Origin of the sequence: Paenibacillus sp. FSL H7-0350, assembly GCF_038593195.1 — a bacterium.
GTDB lineage: Bacteria > Bacillota > Bacilli > Paenibacillales > Paenibacillaceae > Paenibacillus_AQ.
In genome coordinates this window covers 4,425,295-4,442,910 of the sequence record NZ_CP151972.1, presented here as the reverse complement: position 1 = coordinate 4,442,910, position 17,616 = coordinate 4,425,295, and the positions used below count along the sequence as shown (strand labels likewise).

The window sequence follows — 17,616 nt, the reverse complement described above, 5'->3', positions numbered from 1 at the left end:
AAAGACACCCGCCTTTCAGCACTGACTGTGCTCTCGGACCTTGAATGTTACTGTTACTCTAACTCATATTGTTACTCATGCTTCATGCACTTACACCAGTCCCCTACTCTGCCTACAGCCTCCTACTCTTTCTCCAGCTCCGAATCCAATAATCCTGCCTAAAATGCAACATTCCTCTCAATAATCCCTCCTGGTAAGGAATATGTTGCACAAAAGGCAGGATTCCTCCCCCCGTAAGTCAATTAGCCGAAAGAATATTGCAATTTATGCAACAATCCACTAAAGTACCGGGGTATCTTCAGCGTCAAGCTGCATTATGTGCAACATTTCCAGCTTACTCACCCAATAGACTAATTAGTTGTCAGGTCAATGGCTAGCTGGTTAGCTAACCGTACGCGGGCGCTCCATCCGGCCGACGCCAGGCATATGCAGGCTGGACCATTCCGGATGGTAATGATCCACACGGCTGACCACGATGGTCATATCATCATGGACCTCATTCCCCTGATAGCGGATTACCTTATCCAGCAGCTCGTCCGCCATATCCTGCGGGTCATCGCCCTCCAGTTCCTGAATCAGACGCTTCATCCATATCTCCTTATTAACGGCATATCCGGGCGCATCATAAATACCATCGGTCATCATAATCAGGATATCGCCGGGACGAAGCTGCATGGTGACCAGATCCACCTCGATGTCTTTGATGATGCCGATCGGCAGATTGCTGGCCGTCACGGGAATCACCTCGCTGCCCCGCCGGATGAAGCTCGGAGCAGAAGCAATCTTCATGAAGATGGTCTGTGCCGAATACTGGTCGATCAGCGCCATATCTACTGTCGCATAGAATTCATCTGGGGAGCGCAGCAGCAGAATAGAGTTGACGGATTTCACCGCCAGCTTCTCATCCATTCCCGATTGCAGCAGCTTCTCCAGCATGGATAACGCAGCGCTGCTCTCCATCCGGGCCCGCTCCCCGTTGCCCATTCCGTCACTGATAGAGACGGCAAAGGTACCGTTACCCAGCTCCACCGTGCTGAAGCTGTCCCCCGACAGCATATCGCCTCCCATGGCGGCGGCAGCTACGCCGGAGCTTATCTCATAAGCCTTGGCCGAGCCAAAGGTCACCATCGACAGACCCTCGCGTGGATGGATGGCAGTCTCACTGACCACTGCGATATTCTCCTCCAGAATATCCGAGAGCAGCGGAGCGATCATTTTGCGGCATTCATCGAAGCCCCGGGTGTAGGCATGTACAACCTCAATCTCCACACGGCCGGGATCGAGACTCAGGATCTCAATGCTGTGAATGGAGAGGCCCAGCTTCTCCAGCGCCTCCCGGATCTGGCTCTCCTGCCGGTACATCGCCTGCCCTTCCCGCTTAATCTCTTTCGCCAGGTCCTCCATGACCTGCGAGACGCCGGATAATTGCTCGGCCACAAATTGGCGGCTGTCGTATATTTGCCGCTTCCAGCGCATATCATGCTGGTATAGCTCATATTGGCCCTTCATCACCTCAAGAACCTCCCTCGTCCTGCCGCAGATCCGGCTCCACTCCGGCGGCAGCTGGGCAGCGGTAATGTCCGGGCACTCCTCGACCGTGGTCATCATGTCCGTCATATACCTGTAGGTCTGATAGAACTTGGCATCCCAGCAGTGGGTCCGCCGGATGCACCCGGCGCAGGCTCCTTCTGTTACCGTATTCATAAAGTCCTCCATCTCACGGTCGCTTTTGCCCGCCTCTGCGGCCCGGGGAATCTGCCCGAAACTGCTGGAGAGCTGCTGGAATACCTGTGAGAACTGGGTCACCCGGTCTGCTGTAATATCCCGGACCCTCCGGGCATATTCATGCTGGGTACGGCTGTGATCGGCCGTGCCTGGTACATATTTGGCAATGGCAGTAATCATCCCCTTAGGTGTTAGAAGAAACAGCACTATGGCTGCGCAGGTCTCCCAAGTAGAATTCATGACATCGCCCGGTCCCATGAAATAGACGGATAGGATCGTTGATCCCAGCAGCATCCCGATCGAGACCGCCCCTTTGCGTCCGGACTGCATCATGCCTGCCAACATCCCAGCAAAAGCCAGCAGGCTCATTTGATAGATGGCTCCGATATCGGCCAGACTGAGAATCAGCCCGGTCACTACGCCAACCGCAGCACCAAGCGGCGCGCCTCCGGCCAGGGCAAAGATCAGAATCAGAAACCGCGATAACACATGCTCCAGCGATAGACCGTTAATGGTCCAGCCAACAAGGCCGGTCATGACGGAAGCCAGCAGGATGATCAGACAGAGTACCTCCTCATTGCGGAGTGCCCTGCTTTTCTGCTTATAGGTGAATACAGGAAGCGCCTGCAGGAATACAAGCGTCAGCACGAACCCAAGTATGGCATCAATGGCTGCCATCATCAGCGGATACCATGTGAGCGAAGGACCGATGACGACCTGGAACAATCCCACCATAAAAGTAGCCACGAACACCATCAGCGGGGCATAAGACAGATCCACCCGCTGGAAATTCTCCAGCCCTTTATAGATCAGGTAAAAAATAATCAGCTCCGCAGCAACCACGATGGCACCCGGAAACGGTGTGAAGAGACTGCCGAGCACGATGGCTACGGCCACAGGCAGCATGGAATCCCTGCGCATAAATACAATGACGGCGAAATAAGCAGCAGCAAACGGGGTAAGCTCATCCAGGATCATAGCCCGTCCCAGCAAAAAGCCCATTAGGCTAAGCAGCAGCACCCACTTCTTGACCGCGATGAACTGGACAACCGGCAGCTTGGTGCCCCACGCCGTAAGGCGTGTACCTAAGGCTTCTTTCTGATTTTTGTCTTTGCTTCCTGCTCTTGTCCACTCCGGCAAATTCACCACATTGCTTTTACTCATTCCCTGCACCACCCGTTTATGAATTTTATGGTTCTCATTATATAGCGGGGGTCTTAAGAAAGTTTGTCAGAAACGGAGAGCAATCTGTAAAAAATTTCCGACAAAAAAGCCTGTCCCGACATTCTGCGGAAAAGCCTCCCAATCCCGTACGGGGTAAAAGATTGGCTGCGGACTGCCGCAGTCGCACTGCCGGTTGCAGGTAATGCCCGCGCGGACATTCGTCAGCGATTGCCCTAGAGTTATGTGAGAATGGCATGGATGCTGTCGGCAATTTGCCGGGTACCGACAAAAATAGCCGGAAGCTGGGGCGCGCGGTATAGAGCTGGGGCGCGCTGGGCTGCTCATACTCTGCGTTGCGAGCAAATTGTAATCGGTTTTCCGATTACATTTGGTCAATACACCTCCACGTTGCCGATTGTAGTCGGTTTTCCGATTACATTTGGTCCGTACGCCTCCACGTTGCCGATTGTAGTCGGTTTTTCGCCTACATTCGGCCCGCGGGCACAAACACAAAAAAACCGCGAAGGGCGTAAGCGCCCCAGCGGTTTATTTATGATGTGCAAGACTCAGATTATACGCGCTTGGCTCCACGGCCGCCGCGCTTTCCTTCTGTGTTCTTCTTGATCGAAGATATCCGTTCTTCGCTGTCTTTCAGGAAGCGTGACATTTTATCCTCGAATGAAGGTTTACCGGCTGCAGGCTTGAATGGACGCCCACCCCGTTCACGATTGAATCCACCGCCGCCTCCGCCACTGCCGCCACCACCGCCGAAACGGTCTCCACCGCTTGGACGTTCAGGTCTTGGAGCTCTGGGGGGACGTACTTCCGATGCCGGCTTATCAACGGCTTGCTTAATGGAAAGTCCGATCTTGCCGTCCTTGTCAACATTGATCACCTTAACGGTTACTACATCCGCAATCTTCAAATGATCGTTAACATCCTTGACGTAGTTATCGGCGATCTCCGAGATGTGAACGAGACCTGTGACACCTCCTGACAGATCCACAAATGCTCCGAAATGCGTGATGCCTGTCACCTTGCCCTCTAACTTGGTGCCCACTTCAATTGCCATAGAATAAAATGATCCTCCCTTAAAAATATACAGACGAATATAATGTCCATCCTGTCTGCGGTGATTTGATTATACAGTAAAGAGCAAAGCAAGGCAACACAGCGTAAGCCTCTTTTCGCCTGCTTTTATTGCCCGGATTGCTCGGTACGGATAGGTGATTCCCCTGCAGGATACATATTGTACCATTTACGCGCTAATTGTCCGATATACTCATCGTCATTCAGCCGCGAGACCTCATATTTCAATTGATTCAGCGTAGCTGTTACACTCTCACTGTTCTCTGTCTTACGGGCGAGCTGTTCGCTCTTGTCGGCGATTGCTGCGCTCTGGGCAAAGAAAGTGTATCCGGCCCAGCCGAAGAAAACAGCCATCACAAGAATCCATATAAACTTTCTTCTCTTCGCGCCTGCGGCCGAAGCATTGTGGTTCGTATTCTTCTCTTCCGCAGAGAATCTGTTCATTCAGCTTACCTCCAGTTCCAGGGTTCAAGGTCAGCGCTTCCGCCACCCTGATATCCACTCGGTGATTCTCACGATCCGGGCGCTATGAACGAACCGGGATGTATACGGAGAGGCCCACCTTACAGGAAGTACCCAGATTGGCTTGGTTAGACGCAGCAGCAGCTTACAAATATAAAGAAGGACCCGGCCGAGCAGCAGCACTGTTCCCTTAACCAGGCGCCACAGCCAGAGAATCGGACCTCCGATGACTATGGTAACGAAACGCCATAACATCCTGCATACATACTGAACCGACTGAATTAACCTTACCACAAAACGCTGCACCGTAATACTGAAGATCAAAAAATAGATCCATACACCTAGAAAGAGGCCAAGAACGACATAAAACCTCAATTGTCCCTGGTTTCCGGCATAAAGCATGCGAAAGACCAGTAGGGCCGCCCCTATCCAGTACAGCAGATCCAGCAGCGCATTCAGCCAACGGGGAAACTTCAGCTTCTGCGACAGCACCCGGTAGCTGTCATAGGCCAGTCCCATGGCAATGCCGGCCAGAATCATATATAGCAGGGTGATCCATTGTACGGAGGGATTCATTTAAACAGCTTGCGGAGAATCCCTTTATTTTTGCCTTGCGTCCCGGGGTCCAGATAAATCAGGGAATGAACATTGCCTTCAAGAGACAGCATTCCATTCTCCAGACTTAGATTCTTGATATGTAAATGAGTACCCCGTATAGTCAGTTGGCCGAGTTCTGTACTCAGCAGAAACTCTTCGCTATCAAAGCTCTCCACATTCTGCACACCGGTAAGCTCAATCTGCTTGCGGCTGCGCATGTGCAGATCATGCTGTTTGCTCCCTTTGGCTGGCTCGATCATAGCATGTACCCCTCCTTCTTGGTTCTAATCTATGAAGGAAGGACAGGGTATAGAACCGGTTAAAAGAAGAAAAAAGAGGTATTCCGCTCCGCCGTCTTCCGGCTTTGGGAATACCTCTTAACCTTACACTTCGATGATCTACTACCAATCGAGTCCAGTACTTTTGACAACCGGCTCTTCACGGAGCAGGGTATACATTCCGGCGGCCTCGTCCTTGCGGGTAGTTTCCACCAGCTTTTCCACTTTGACCGTCACAAGCTTTTGGCCGAACTGCACGGTAATCTCGTCACCGATCTTCACCGTACTGCTTGGTTTGGACTCCCGTCCATTGATCAACACGCGGCCCTGTTCGGACACATCCTTGGCCACGGTGCGGCGCTTGATCAGACGGGAGACCTTCAGGAACTTGTCCAGTCGCATTAGTTAACGGCTTCTTTGAGCTTGTTGCCTGCCTTGAAGGCCGGCACTGTGGATTCAGGAATTTCGATAGGTGCGCCCGATTGCGGGTTACGGCCGGTACGGCCGGAACGTTTGCGCGTTTCAAAAGTACCGAAACCGATCAGCTGTACTTTATCTCCGCTTGCTAGAGCTTCTGTAATTTCGCCCAGAACTCCGTTGAGTACGGTTTCTACGTCTTTTTTGGCCAATCCGCTTTTCTCGGAAATGTTGTTTACCAGATCTGTCTTGTTCATAATTTGAAGTTCCTCCTAGGATACAAAAAATAAATGAAAATCAGGTTTACCGGAAAATCACGGCAAATCGTCATTTCGTCTTTATGATATTCTGGATTCCACCCTCAATTCCTGCCACGTTCCGCCGTTTTTTTTGAAAAAGTAACATCTTGCGTAGGATATGGGGGCATATAGCACTATAACATTATAAACCTCTCATTGCATTTCAAATCAGAGATTAGCGCCGTAGTCACAGCATTGCCGTGAACCGCGCGTGATATACTGCAGAAGACTATAATTCTAGAATCTATTGCTTCCGCTCTTCCGCCTTGGCTTCCTGCCAGAGGGCTTCCATCTCTTCGAGCGGGCTGTCCTCCAGCCGGACACCCTGATCGCGCAGACGCCGCTCAATATATTCGAACCGGGCTACGAACTTACGGTTGGTGCGGGTCAGTGCTTCTTCCGGATCGGCTCCAATGAAGCGGGCCGCATTGGTGGCTGCGAACAGCAGGTCGCCCAGCTCCAGCATCTGCTCCCCGGCAGACTGTCCCGTCTCAATCGCCTCCTGAAGCTCGTCAATCTCCTCGCGGATCTTAGCCAGCACATCGCTGGTATTGTCCCAGTCGAATCCGACTTTAGATGCCTTCTTCTGCAGCTTGTACGCCTTCATCAGTGCCGGCAGATCCCTTGGAACCCCGCTAAGTGCGGACAGGGCTTCGGGCTCCACGCCTTTGCGCCGCTTCTCCTCGGCCTTCATCCCTTCCCAGTTCTGCAGTGCCTCCTCGGCATTGCCAGCCGCTTGATCACCGAAGACATGCGGGTGGCGGAACAGCAGCTTCTCATTCAGCCCCTCAATGACATCGTAGACACTGAAGGTTCCCAGCTCTTCTTCCATCTGGGAGTGCAGCATAATTTGGAGCAGCAGATCGCCCAGCTCTTCCTTCATATGGTCCGGATCATCCTCGTCAATCGTCTCCAGCACCTCATAGGTCTCTTCGATTAGATTTTTGCGCAAGGATTCATGCGTCTGCTCACGGTCCCAGGGACAGCCCTCGGGGCTCCGCAGAATATCGACAATCTCATGCAGCCGGGCAAAGGTGCGGTTACGCGCTTCATCCGCACGGCTCGCCGGAACATATACCAGCGACAGATTACCATAGCCGTCCAGCCGGTCCAGCTCGTACAGCGGCACACGGAGAATCTGCTCCTCGCCTTCCACACCAAGCGCATGTGCAGCAATCACCTCATACTCAGGCGGGTACAGCTCCATCAGGCAGAGCTTGGTTTCAGATGCGGTGAAGCTGTCATAGACCTGCCCGATCAGGGTATGCAGCTCCGGGTGAAGCTGGGAGCTACGGATACCAGAGGCATCCAGCAGCTGGAAGCCTTCAATCGGATCAAAGCCCAGACGGACGAACGCTTCATCCAGGAAGCTCTCTCCGCCGAGGATATTCAGCTCAATGCCTGCCTCCGGGCAGCGCCCGCGCAGCAGGGAGACAGCGGATTCGGCCACCATGGGATGCCCCGGCACGGCATAGACAATCTCCGTGCCCTGCGGAGCGGCCGCAGCCTTCTCGATCAGCGTTGCCGTAATGGCTTCATAGACCTCAGGGAAGGACGACAGCGTCTCATACAGCCCGTCGAAGGACTCCCAGGCTATCTCCATCTCCGCTAGTGCAGCCATAACAGGATGCTCTGCGGTCCGCACGTATACGGCCGAGGCCGCCTTCAGCTTCTTGATGATGCCCAGTGTCAGCCGGTCCGGATTCCCGGAGCCCAGGCCGACGATCGTTAATGTTGCGCTCATGCCAGTCTACTCCTTCCAGGCAGCCGCCCTCTGCTATGCGCAGAGGCGGCTACGCTATGTATGGTCAGCGCCTTAAGGGAACAGGCGCAGCTTTTTTAGCTTGTCCGCCAAGCGGGGGCCGAAGCCCGGAAGCTGGCGCAGCTCGCTCTCGCTGAGCAGCCGCAGCGTCACTGCGCCGAGTGCGAAGACGGCGCAGCCTGCGAGCACGCCGAGCAGGCTCTGCGCCAGGGCCGCGGTCCGCCCGCCTCCGAAGCCGGCGGCGTCTGCCGCCCTGGCTGCGCCGTGGCTCACGGCTGCGGCAACCAGCCCCAGGCCCGCGAGCAGCGCCGCGGGCTTCAGCAGGACATCTGCGGCGCGCAGCCGCAGATGTCCCTGCCGGTAGAGCAGCAGCACGTTCAGCGCTGCTGCGAAAAGATGTGCGGCCACGCCGGCGATGGCCGCACCGGTAATGCCCTGCTGCGGGACTAGCAGCAGGTTGAGGGCCGCCTTGAGCAGAGCGGCGGCCAAGAGATGCAGCGCCGGCGCGCGCACGGCGCCCAGGCCTTGCAGCAGCGCGGCGGAGATGATGCTGACCGTACCGCCTGCGGCGGTGAAGGCCAGCCAGGTCATCGCGCCGCTGCCGGCGGCGTCCCCGTACAGAGCCGTGTTCACCGGCTCTGCAAGCACGGCCAGGCCTACGGAGGCGGCCAGCCCGAGCAGCCAGAACCAGCGCAGCGACAGCGTGATGCGCGTGCGGATCAAGGCCTCATCCCGCTGGTACTTCGCTTCGGCCAGCGCCGGAATGAAGACGACCGAGAGTGAGGTCGCCAGCATCGTTACGATCTGCACGAGCGGCAGCCCGCGGTTATAGATGCCGAACTGGGCCATCGCCGCCGTCTCGCTGCTCCCGCTCCCCGCCAGCAGACGGGGAACTGTGAAGACATCGACGAGGCCGATTAACGGAACCGCAAGTGCGCCAAGCATCACCGGGAGGCCATAGGCCAACAGCTCGCGGGCAGGAACGCCCTGCTTAGCACTTCGTACGGCTGATGCTGTTCTGTTCTTAAACGAAGCTTGGGGCAGCCTGTCCTGCAAGTCCCGGCGGTGGCTTCGCCAATACAGCAGCATTACGCCAAGACCGGCGATACCGCCTCCAGCGGGCCCCAGCATCGCACCGGCAGCAATTCCTGCCGCATCTGCGCCAGCGCCCGTCAGATACAGCAGAAGCGCGATCATGACCGCCACGCGGACAGACTGCTCGACCACCTGTGATACGGCGGTCGGCATCATATTATGCAGCCCCTGGAAGTAGCCGCGCAGTGCCGCCATCAGCGGTACCACCGCCAGCCCCCAGGCGCTGCTGCGCAGAGCAGGGACAATATGGGAGCTGCCGACCCATACCGCAATGAGCGGAGCCCCGGCGTAGACCAGAATGCCGAGCAAAAGGCCGCTGGCCGCCGTAATTCCGGCTGATAGCAGCAGCACCCGCCGCCCCTTCTGCGTGTCCTGTGCCGCCGAGGCCTCGGCCACGAACCGCGAGATGGCGGCAGGCAGCCCGAGCATCGCCACCGTAACCAGAATGGTATACAGCGGATAGACCGTATTGTAGATGCCGAACGCGGCGTCACCGCCCATATTCTGCAGCGGTATCTTCTGGAGCGTACCGATCAGTTTCGAGAAAATAGCTGCCGCGCTAAGAATAAAAGCGCCCTGCAGCAGCTTCGAGCCTTGAGTATTGGATGTCATCGTTTACCTGCTTCTACAGCCATAACTGCCATAATATAGAGCTTGCTTTAACCTAAGCAAATGAATTTCTATATTATAACTTATCTAAGGGAAGAAGTGTAAACGGCCATGCATACATTCCTGAGGGACCGCCTCCACAGCAAAAACCCGCCATTCCCTTAAGGTTATCATAACCAAAGGAAAAGCGGGGCTCTCCAGCACCAGCTGATTACTGCTCCATTTGCTTGCCCAGGAAGGCAGCGGCTGTCTCAGCCATTTTCACTTCCATCTGGGCCATCTTGACCGAATCATCCTTATTCAGCAGCACTACGCAGCCGATGGGGTCTCCTCCGGAGATAATAGGCGCTGCCACATACGTGGATAACAGCTCCGTGTGGTCCTTGCTGATGTCATAGCTGCCTGCATTGTTCTCAAGCATCGTTTTACGGCTTTCCATTACCTTTTCCAGCAGTACACCCACTTGCTTCTCCAGATAATCCTTCTTGGAGCCGCCGGCGAGCGCGATGAACGTGTCCCGATCCGTAATCATGGTAATATGCCCTGTTCCTTCATACAGCGACTCTGCATATTCCTTGGCGAAATCGCCCAATTCACCAATCGGCGAATATTTTTTCAGTATAACCTCACCATCGCGGTCTACAAAAATTTCCAGAGGATCGCCCTCACGAATCCGCAATGTGCGTCTAATCTCTTTGGGGATAACAACTCGTCCGAGGTCATCAATACGTCTTACAATACCAGTAGCTTTCATTTCACATGTTGCCCCGCTTTCTTAAGAAGTATGGTCCAACTACTGTCCATTATGGGAATGGTTAATCCCAGTGATTTATCGTAATATCTGACCATAGTATTCATCTCTTCCCAGTTCCTTATACATCCGTCACCCCGCATATAATTGTTCATGCAGAATGAGAACGCCCCGGTCCCGCATCATTCCAGTTATGATCACTAACGGGGGTTTCTATACCACCACACCATTCTTCCCGGTTCCTTCTGTATCGACAAAAAATAACCCCACAAAGTGGGGCTTTAGCTTGGATGATGACTCAGGTACTTTGCGGGGAGCCCAAAACATATAAATTCTTTTAAAAAAGCCGCCCGGATGCGTGGCGCATCCGGCGGCTTGTCCAGCCTAAATTTATTTTGCGGCTTCTGTAGCAGCCGGTGCATCTGTAGCGGCTGGCGTGTCAGAACCCGCAGCAGGAGCTGGTGTAGCTGTGGCTCCCGCGCTGCCTGCAGCAGCAGAGCTCTTCGGCAGATTGATTTTAATCTCCAGACTATCCAGGTCCTTCTCCAAGAAGGTCTCCAGGCTGGCAGAAGCCGCAGCGTTCTTCAAGGCTTTGAGCTGGTCGGCAGTCAGCGTATCGAAGGTAGTGTCCTTGCGGGCCTCCACCTTGATAATGTGATATCCGTAAGTAGTCTTGACCGGCTCACTGATCGTATTCAGCGGAAGACTGTGGGCCGCAGCCTTGAACTCTGCTACATAATCTACCAGAGCCTTGTCCTTATATTCACCGCCGGTTTCCTTCGTGCTGGTATCATCCGAGTATTCCTTGGCAACGGCAGCAAAGTCCGCACCGCCATCCAGCTTCGCCTTCACTTCCTGAGCGCGCTTCAGCGCATCGGCATCCGTCCGCTCCTTGCCGGCGCTATCAGTAAGGCCAACCAGGACATGGCGCAGCGTAGCCACACTATAATCAGCCTTGGTGGCTTCATAATGGGTCTTGACCTGCTCGTCCGTTAATTTCAGCAGCATGTCCTGATATACGGTAAGTACACGCTGCATATAGGAACGCAGGTCCGACTCGCTCAGATCCTGTTCCTTCAGCGTGCTTTTGTATTTGTCGCCCAGCGCAGTCTTGATCGAGCCGATCTGTGTATCGACTTCTTTCTCCGCAGCCTTCTTCGCTTCATCCGTGGCCTTGTCCGCCAGGTATTCGAATGCGACCTCCTGCTTCAGGATGGACTCCTTGAACATATCAATCTCCAGATACTGCGCCTGCTCGGGGGACAGGAATTTCATTACGCGGGTATCCAGATTGAATTCCTTCTGGGTAATGGTTCCGCCCTTATACGTTGCCACCGCAGTATCATCACTTTTATTGCTGCAGGCAGCAAGCATGGAGAAGGACAGGGCTGCGGTCAGCGAGACCACCAGTACCTTCCAGGATTTTTTATTTAACGACATTGTGTAATTCTCCCTTCGATTTTAAAGACTGTTTGGCTGCCGTCAGGAATTGCTCCAGCACATCTAGCAGCTCCTTATCACCTAAATCCTTAGCTTTGATCCGAATTGTTGCCTGGGCATCCTTATCAAATTGTACACGCCTTTCAAAGCTATTACCAACTTTGGCGAGCTTTGCCGTATCAAAGGCCCCGAGGCTGCCCTCGTGGAAATTAAGCAGGACCTCATCCCCGCGCCGGACCATGGATTCCATGCCGTACAGCTTGCCGTATACCTTCAGCCGGGCCACAGAAAGCAGATTAATAACGGCTTCCGGCAATTCGCCGAACCGGTCCAGCAGCTCATCTTCAAGCTCGGAGGCATCCTCGAAGGAGTCAACTGCAGCCACTTTTTTATAGATTTCTATTTTTTGGATACTGTCGTAAATATACTCGGAAGGAAGATAGGCGTCAATCGACAAATCAATGACCGTATTCCCCTGCTTAAGCGAAGTATCCTCTTCGCCCAGCACGCTCACCTTGCGTTTGCGGATTTCCTCCGCCAGCATCTGTGAGTACAGATCGAAGCCGACCGAGGCGATGAAGCCATGCTGCTCCGCCCCCAGCAGATTGCCTGCTCCCCGGATGGAGAGATCGCGCATAGCAATTTTGAAGCCGGACCCGAGCTCTGTGAATTCCTTGATGGACTGCAGACGCTTCTCAGCCACCTCTGTCAGCACTTTATCGCGCTGGTAGGTGAAGTAGGCATAAGCAATCCGGTTGGAACGGCCGACTCGGCCGCGCAGCTGGTAGAGCTGGGACAGGCCCATTTTGTCAGCGTCATGAACAATAAGGGTATTAACATTAGGAATATCGACACCCGTCTCTATAATACTGGTGCTGACCAGCACATCATACTCCCCGTCCAGGAAGTCGAGAATCGTCTTCTCAAGCTCCGATTCCGACATCTGTCCATGCCCGATACCCACTCTTGCCTCCGGCACCAGCATGGAGATCTGCGCCGCCATTTCCTGAATCCCCTGTACACGGTTGTACAGATAGTAGACCTGCCCGCCACGGGCCAGCTCGCGCTCCACAGCTTCCCGGGTCAGCGTCTGGCTATGCTCCACCACATACGTCTGTACGGGAAAGCGGTTCTCCGGTGGTGTCTCAATAACTGACAAGTCACGCACCCCGAGCATCGACATATGCAGCGTGCGGGGAATCGGTGTAGCCGTCAAAGTCAATACATCAACATTGGTCTTCAGCCGCTTCAGCTTCTCCTTGTGGGTCACGCCGAAACGCTGCTCTTCATCGACAATCAGAAGGCCGAGGTCCTTGAAGACCAGATCCTGTGACAGCAGCCGGTGTGTGCCGATAATGACATCCACTGTTCCCTGGCGTACTCCCTTGATCGTATCATTCTGCTCCTTGCGGCTGCGGAAACGGCTCAGCACCTGAATATTCAGCGGATAATTGGCGAAGCGCTCGCGGAAGGTCTCGTAGTGCTGCTGCGCCAGAATCGTCGTCGGCACGAGCACCGCCACCTGCTTGCCCTCTATTGCAGATTTAAAAGCAGCCCGGATCGCCACCTCTGTCTTGCCATAGCCTACATCGCCGCAGAGCAGCCGGTCCATCGGACGGTTCTGCTCCATATCCTTCTTGATCTCTTCGATCGCCCGCAACTGGTCACGGGTCTCCTCATACGGGAACATCTCTTCGAATTCGTGCTGCTCCTGCGTATCCTTCTCGAAGCCATAGCCAAGCGCGCTCTGGCGCTCTGCGTACAGCTTGATCAGATCATCGGCGATATCCTGAACCGAGCTCCGCACCTTGCTGGTAACCCGGGTCCATTCATTGCCGCCCAGCTTATATACCTTCGGCTCCTTGTCTTCCGAGCCGACATATTTCTGAATCAGGTCAATCTGTTCAATTGGAACAGAGAGCTTGTCGCCTCCTGCATAGAGGATATGCATATAGTCGCGGTGGATGCCGCTGACCTCAAGCGTCCCGATACCCATATATTTACCGATCCCGTGATTCTGGTGAACCACATAATCCCCGATCTTCAGCTCGGTATAGCTCTTTATCCGTTCGGCATTATCAATGCCCTTGGAGACCTTCCGCGCCTTACGCTGCTTCTGCGAGAACATCTCACCTTCAGTGATCACCGCGAGATGAATCGAAGGAAGCTCGAAGCCGGAACCCAGGTTGCCCTGCAGGATCGTCGGCTCCTCAATGCCATAGTCATCCAGTACCCGGCGGATACGCTCCGTCCGCTCCTCGCCGTTCGCCAGCATGATAACCTTCACGCCGGACTTGTGCCAGCGCTCCATCTCGGATTTCAGCACATTCATCTGGCCATGGAAGTCCTGCATTCCGCGGCTGATGAAGCCTAAGATATTCTGTGGCTGAATATGCGGAACCTGACGCAGAAATATCGACATAAACAGGCTCTGGAACGGACGCTGGTACATAATAACATCGCTGTCAACAGAGAGCTGCAGCTCAGGCAGCGTTTTGCCGTTCTGCAGCAAGTGCATATTCCATTCCGACTCATCACGCTCCAGCTGCTTGGCGGTCTCCAGAAGTCTGGCCGGCTCATCCAGGACAAGCAAAGTATCCTGAGCCATGTAATCATACAGATGAATGCGTTCAGGGTAGAGCAGACTGATATATTTATAGACTTCCGGGAAATAGGTGCCCTGCCGCAGCATCTCCAGCTCCCGGCCCATCTCCTCACGCAGACGCAGCTTGGCCTGACGGTCACTCATCTTCTCAAGCTGCCGCTCCAGCATCGCAGACGCAGCGGTAGAAGCCGCATCCTGGCGGAGTTGATCGAATATAATCTCCTTGGCCGGTGTAATCTTCACACTGCGGACCTTATCAATGGAGCGCTGATCCATAGGGTCGAAGGTGCGGATGGAATCTACTTCATCATCAAACAGCTCCACCCGGTAAGCCAGTGGAGAGGTCATGGGATAGAAGTCGATAATACCGCCGCGTACACTAAGCTCACCACGGTTCTCTACACGCTCCACCCGCTCATAGCCCATCTCAATCATGGACATGAGGAAGTCATCCAGTGGCAAGGTTCCGTCCTGCGAAACCGTAAGCTGGGCTTCAGCCATGACATGCGGAGCGGGTAGCAGCCTCCGAACGCCGGAGTAGGGAACGACTACAATTCCACGGAAGCCTTGGGCGCAGCGCGTCAGTACATCAATCCGCTGGGCCAGCGTCTCCGGGCTTGAGACAGCGGCCTCAGCCGCCACAAGCTCATTCGCCGGGTAGAGCAGCACCCGTTCCGGGGAAAGCGCTTCCTGTAAATCATCAGCCATCTTCTGGGCTGAGAACATATTATGGGTCACAACCAGCAGCGGACGCTGCGTCTCCTCATGCAGGGCAGCCAGCATGATTTGTCTGGCCGAGCCGGACAGACCGGAGATAAGCTGTTCCTTCATACCTGCTGCGATGCCACGGGTGACAGACTGGAAATCAGTATCCTTGGAAAAAGCTTCTATAAGACCTTGTAACAACAGGTGCACCTCTCTTACTAAACAGGCTGACAGCAGCAGCGCCGCTGTCACCTATTATAATTGGAATCGAAAACAAGCCTCAGCGGATAAGGCCAAGGCTTGCGGATGACGATAGAGACAGGCGCTTCCACCTTACTGAAGCGGACTGGCCAGCAGACTGAGCTCAGGGTTGTTATCCAGCGCCTGCTTGCAGTAATCGCAGGTCACCTTCACCGTAATCTCGCCTTCTGAATCATACGCTATTATATCTCTGCGCTCCGCAGGGGTCAAGGATTGCAGCCCCAGCTGCATCTCTGTAATATCGCTTCTGCCAATGCTTCCCAAGAACGTCCGGCAGTGCCTGCATACATAGTGTATTGCCATCTATATGCCTCCTGAAGGTAGTATATACCTCCAGTATGCCCCGCCCGGGAAGGCTTTAGCCGCAGGGTCTTGAACCCTATGCCTTATATTTCATCCGTTGAATTTGGCCATGGTCTGTTCAAAGGTATGCTGCAGGCTGAATTCCACAGCATCGCAAGTATCACTTATCATGCTCTCAAGCCTTGCTCCATCCTTCTTGGCGAAGGTAGACAGTACGTAGTCCACGATAGCAAAGCCAGGCTCCGGACGGGATATGCCCATCCTCACCCGGTTGAAGCTCTGGGTGCCCGTATGCTGAATGATGGACTTGATGCCATTGTGCCCGCCGGCACTGCCCTGATAACGCAGCCTGATCTTACCCAGCTCCGTATCCAGGTCATCATAGACTACAATCATATCTTCCAGCTGGACCTTATAATAATCCATATAAGCCCGTACCGCTTCCCCGGACAGGTTCATGAAGGTCATCGGCTTGATCAGCACCGTCTTCACACCGCCGATTATCCCTTCACCGATTACCGATTTGCATTTATTCTGGTTAAAGGCAATTCCGTGTCTGGACGCAAGCTCATCGAGGGCCATGAAGCCGACATTATGTTTGGTCTTCGCGTACTGCGTTCCGGGATTCCCGAGTCCAACAATCCATTTCATATTTATGGTTTTCCTTTCCGCCCGGTACTCTCAGCAGAAGAGTTCCGTTTTTGGTACAATAAGTTTATACTCCGGAGACAGGTGATGAACATGCCACATCAGGGCGATATCTTAACACTGCAGCGCCATTTCCAGTACCATATTCAATATGCTGTGCCTGTTGAAGTCTATAGGGGGAACGCGCACGTAGACATCGGTGTGATTACAGCAGTGGACGAAGGCTTCGTAGAGCTGCAGGGTACTTTGTACAACCGCAGCCTCTTCACCTTCATCTCCCGTCCGGGATATTGAAGGTTATAAGAGCCTCAGTCCCAGCCGCTGAATCACGCCGATAAGGGTTACACCTTCCGCTTGACGAAAGGTGTAACCCTTTTTCTGCTGATCTGCCTGCGGCCTATTCGATTTCGAACAGCTTACTGATCGACAGCTCTTCATGTACGCGAATGATAGCTTCGCCCATAAGCGGAGCTACCGACAGCACCTTGAGCTTGGAGGTCGGGTTGCTGCTGCGAATTGGAATGGTATCCGTCACGATTATTTCTTTGATCGGAGAGTTTTCCAGACGTTCATGCGCCGGACCGGACAATACAGGATGCGTACAGCAGGCGTAGACTTCTTTCACGCCGCCTTCCATCAGAGCATTGGCTCCCAGAACGATCGTTCCTGCCGTGTCGATGATATCATCGATCAGGATCGCCGTTTTGCCTTCAATATTACCGATAATGTTCATAACCTCACTGACGTTCGGTTCAGGACGGCGCTTGTCGATAATCGCCAGCGGAGCGTTAAGGAAGTCGGCCAGCTTTCTGGCACGCACCACACCGCCATGGTCAGGAGAGACGACCACCGGGTTCTGAATTTGCTTCGAACGGAAGTATTGGGCCAGAATCGGAACACCCAGCAGATGATCCACAGGAATGTCGAAGAAGCCTTGAATCTGCATTGCATGAAGGTCCATAGTAATGACGCGATGTGCACCCGCCTTCTCAATCAGGTTCGCTACCAGCTTGGCCGTAATCGGATCACGGGAACGGGCCTTACGGTCTTGACGGGCATACCCGTAGTAAGGAATCACGACATTGATGCTCTTCGCTGAGGCACGCTTAAGCGCATCTACCATCACCAGAAGCTCCATCAGATTGTCGTTCACCGGTCCGCAGGTGGACTGTACGATATAGACATGACAGCCCCGGACACTCTCCGACAGCTTAACCTGAATTTCTCCGTCACTGAAGCTGGTCGTATGGGACTCGCCCATCGGAATGCCGATATAATCAGCAATCTGGCTGGCCAGCTTAGGATTGGAGTTGCAGGTGAAAATCTTGAGTTTGGAATCACAATAAGTCATAAAATATAAACCCTCCGTGACGGAATTTAACTGGCCAAAGCACCGGCGCGGATGT

Annotated in this window: 16 protein-coding genes; 1 reads left to right on the top strand and 15 read right to left on the bottom strand. The window is 54.0% G+C overall.

The features are described from left to right. Positions 1-381: 381 nt before the first annotated feature. The 14 genes from spoIIE to pth all read right to left on the bottom strand — a co-directional run bounded on the left by spoIIE (position 382) and on the right by pth (position 16,213). On the bottom strand, positions 382-2,889 hold the full coding sequence (gene spoIIE, locus NYE24_RS20360) for a stage II sporulation protein E (protein WP_342476530.1): 2,508 nt from the start codon (positions 2,887-2,889) through the stop codon (positions 382-384). Between the two features lie 571 nt (positions 2,890-3,460). After that, complete coding sequence (locus tag NYE24_RS20355; RefSeq protein WP_036696437.1) at positions 3,461-3,961, bottom strand: S1 domain-containing RNA-binding protein; 501 nt, start codon at positions 3,959-3,961, stop codon at positions 3,461-3,463. A gap of 125 nt (positions 3,962-4,086) precedes the next feature. Further along, positions 4,087-4,422, bottom strand: coding sequence for a septum formation initiator family protein (locus NYE24_RS20350; RefSeq protein WP_036696434.1), 336 nt, complete (start codon positions 4,420-4,422; stop codon positions 4,087-4,089). Positions 4,423-4,452: 30 nt separating this feature from the next. After that, positions 4,453-5,016: a spore cortex biosynthesis protein YabQ gene (gene yabQ / locus NYE24_RS20345; RefSeq protein ID WP_342476529.1), complete on the bottom strand. Its 564-nt coding sequence runs from the start codon at positions 5,014-5,016 to the stop codon at positions 4,453-4,455. Then, entirely contained in the window at positions 5,013-5,297 is a 285-nt protein-coding gene (yabP, locus tag NYE24_RS20340) for a sporulation protein YabP (RefSeq protein WP_076161693.1), read from the bottom strand. Before yabP ends, yabQ begins: the two co-directional genes overlap by 4 nt. Positions 5,298-5,438: 141 nt before the next feature. Continuing rightward, on the bottom strand, positions 5,439-5,717 hold the full coding sequence (locus NYE24_RS20335; protein WP_036696426.1) for an RNA-binding S4 domain-containing protein: 279 nt from the start codon (positions 5,715-5,717) through the stop codon (positions 5,439-5,441). After that, positions 5,717-5,989 carry an HU family DNA-binding protein gene (locus NYE24_RS20330; RefSeq protein WP_036696423.1) on the bottom strand — a complete coding sequence of 91 codons (273 nt, stop codon included), beginning with the start codon at positions 5,987-5,989 and terminating at the stop codon, positions 5,717-5,719. Before NYE24_RS20330 ends, NYE24_RS20335 begins: the two co-directional genes overlap by 1 nt. Before the next feature lie 286 nt (positions 5,990-6,275). Continuing rightward, positions 6,276-7,775, bottom strand: coding sequence for a nucleoside triphosphate pyrophosphohydrolase (gene mazG / locus NYE24_RS20325; RefSeq protein ID WP_342476528.1), 1,500 nt, complete (start codon positions 7,773-7,775; stop codon positions 6,276-6,278). Between the two features lie 72 nt (positions 7,776-7,847). Continuing rightward, positions 7,848-9,500, bottom strand: coding sequence for a polysaccharide biosynthesis protein (locus NYE24_RS20320; RefSeq protein WP_341027833.1), 1,653 nt, complete (start codon positions 9,498-9,500; stop codon positions 7,848-7,850). Between the two features lie 208 nt (positions 9,501-9,708). Then, complete coding sequence (spoVT, locus tag NYE24_RS20315) at positions 9,709-10,251, bottom strand: stage V sporulation protein T (protein ID WP_036696414.1); 543 nt, start codon at positions 10,249-10,251, stop codon at positions 9,709-9,711. Positions 10,252-10,638: 387 nt separating this feature from the next. Beyond that, positions 10,639-11,688: a peptidylprolyl isomerase gene (locus tag NYE24_RS20310; RefSeq protein WP_036696411.1), complete on the bottom strand. Its 1,050-nt coding sequence runs from the start codon at positions 11,686-11,688 to the stop codon at positions 10,639-10,641. After that, complete coding sequence (gene mfd, locus NYE24_RS20305; protein ID WP_036696407.1) at positions 11,675-15,199, bottom strand: transcription-repair coupling factor; 3,525 nt, start codon at positions 15,197-15,199, stop codon at positions 11,675-11,677. Before mfd ends, NYE24_RS20310 begins: the two co-directional genes overlap by 14 nt. 132 nt (positions 15,200-15,331) lie before the next feature. Continuing rightward, positions 15,332-15,562 (bottom strand): anti-sigma-F factor Fin family protein, encoded by a 231-nt coding sequence (locus NYE24_RS20300; RefSeq protein WP_036696405.1) that lies wholly within the window; start codon positions 15,560-15,562, stop codon positions 15,332-15,334. Between the two features lie 90 nt (positions 15,563-15,652). Beyond that, positions 15,653-16,213, bottom strand: a complete 561-nt coding sequence (pth, locus tag NYE24_RS20295; RefSeq protein WP_340750472.1) for an aminoacyl-tRNA hydrolase — start codon at positions 16,211-16,213, stop codon at positions 15,653-15,655. A 90-nt stretch (positions 16,214-16,303) separates the two neighbouring features. On the opposite strand from pth, the gene NYE24_RS20290 reads away from it, so the two are divergent. Then, the gene (locus NYE24_RS20290; protein ID WP_036696494.1) at positions 16,304-16,504 is read left to right on the top strand and encodes a hypothetical protein; all 201 of its coding nucleotides are present in this window, start codon (positions 16,304-16,306) and stop codon (positions 16,502-16,504) included. A gap of 103 nt (positions 16,505-16,607) precedes the next feature. Here NYE24_RS20290 and NYE24_RS20285 read toward each other — a convergent pair whose 3' ends face one another. Then, positions 16,608-17,561, bottom strand: a complete 954-nt coding sequence (locus NYE24_RS20285) for a ribose-phosphate diphosphokinase (protein WP_019914487.1) — start codon at positions 17,559-17,561, stop codon at positions 16,608-16,610. Positions 17,562-17,616: the final 55 nt, after the last annotated feature.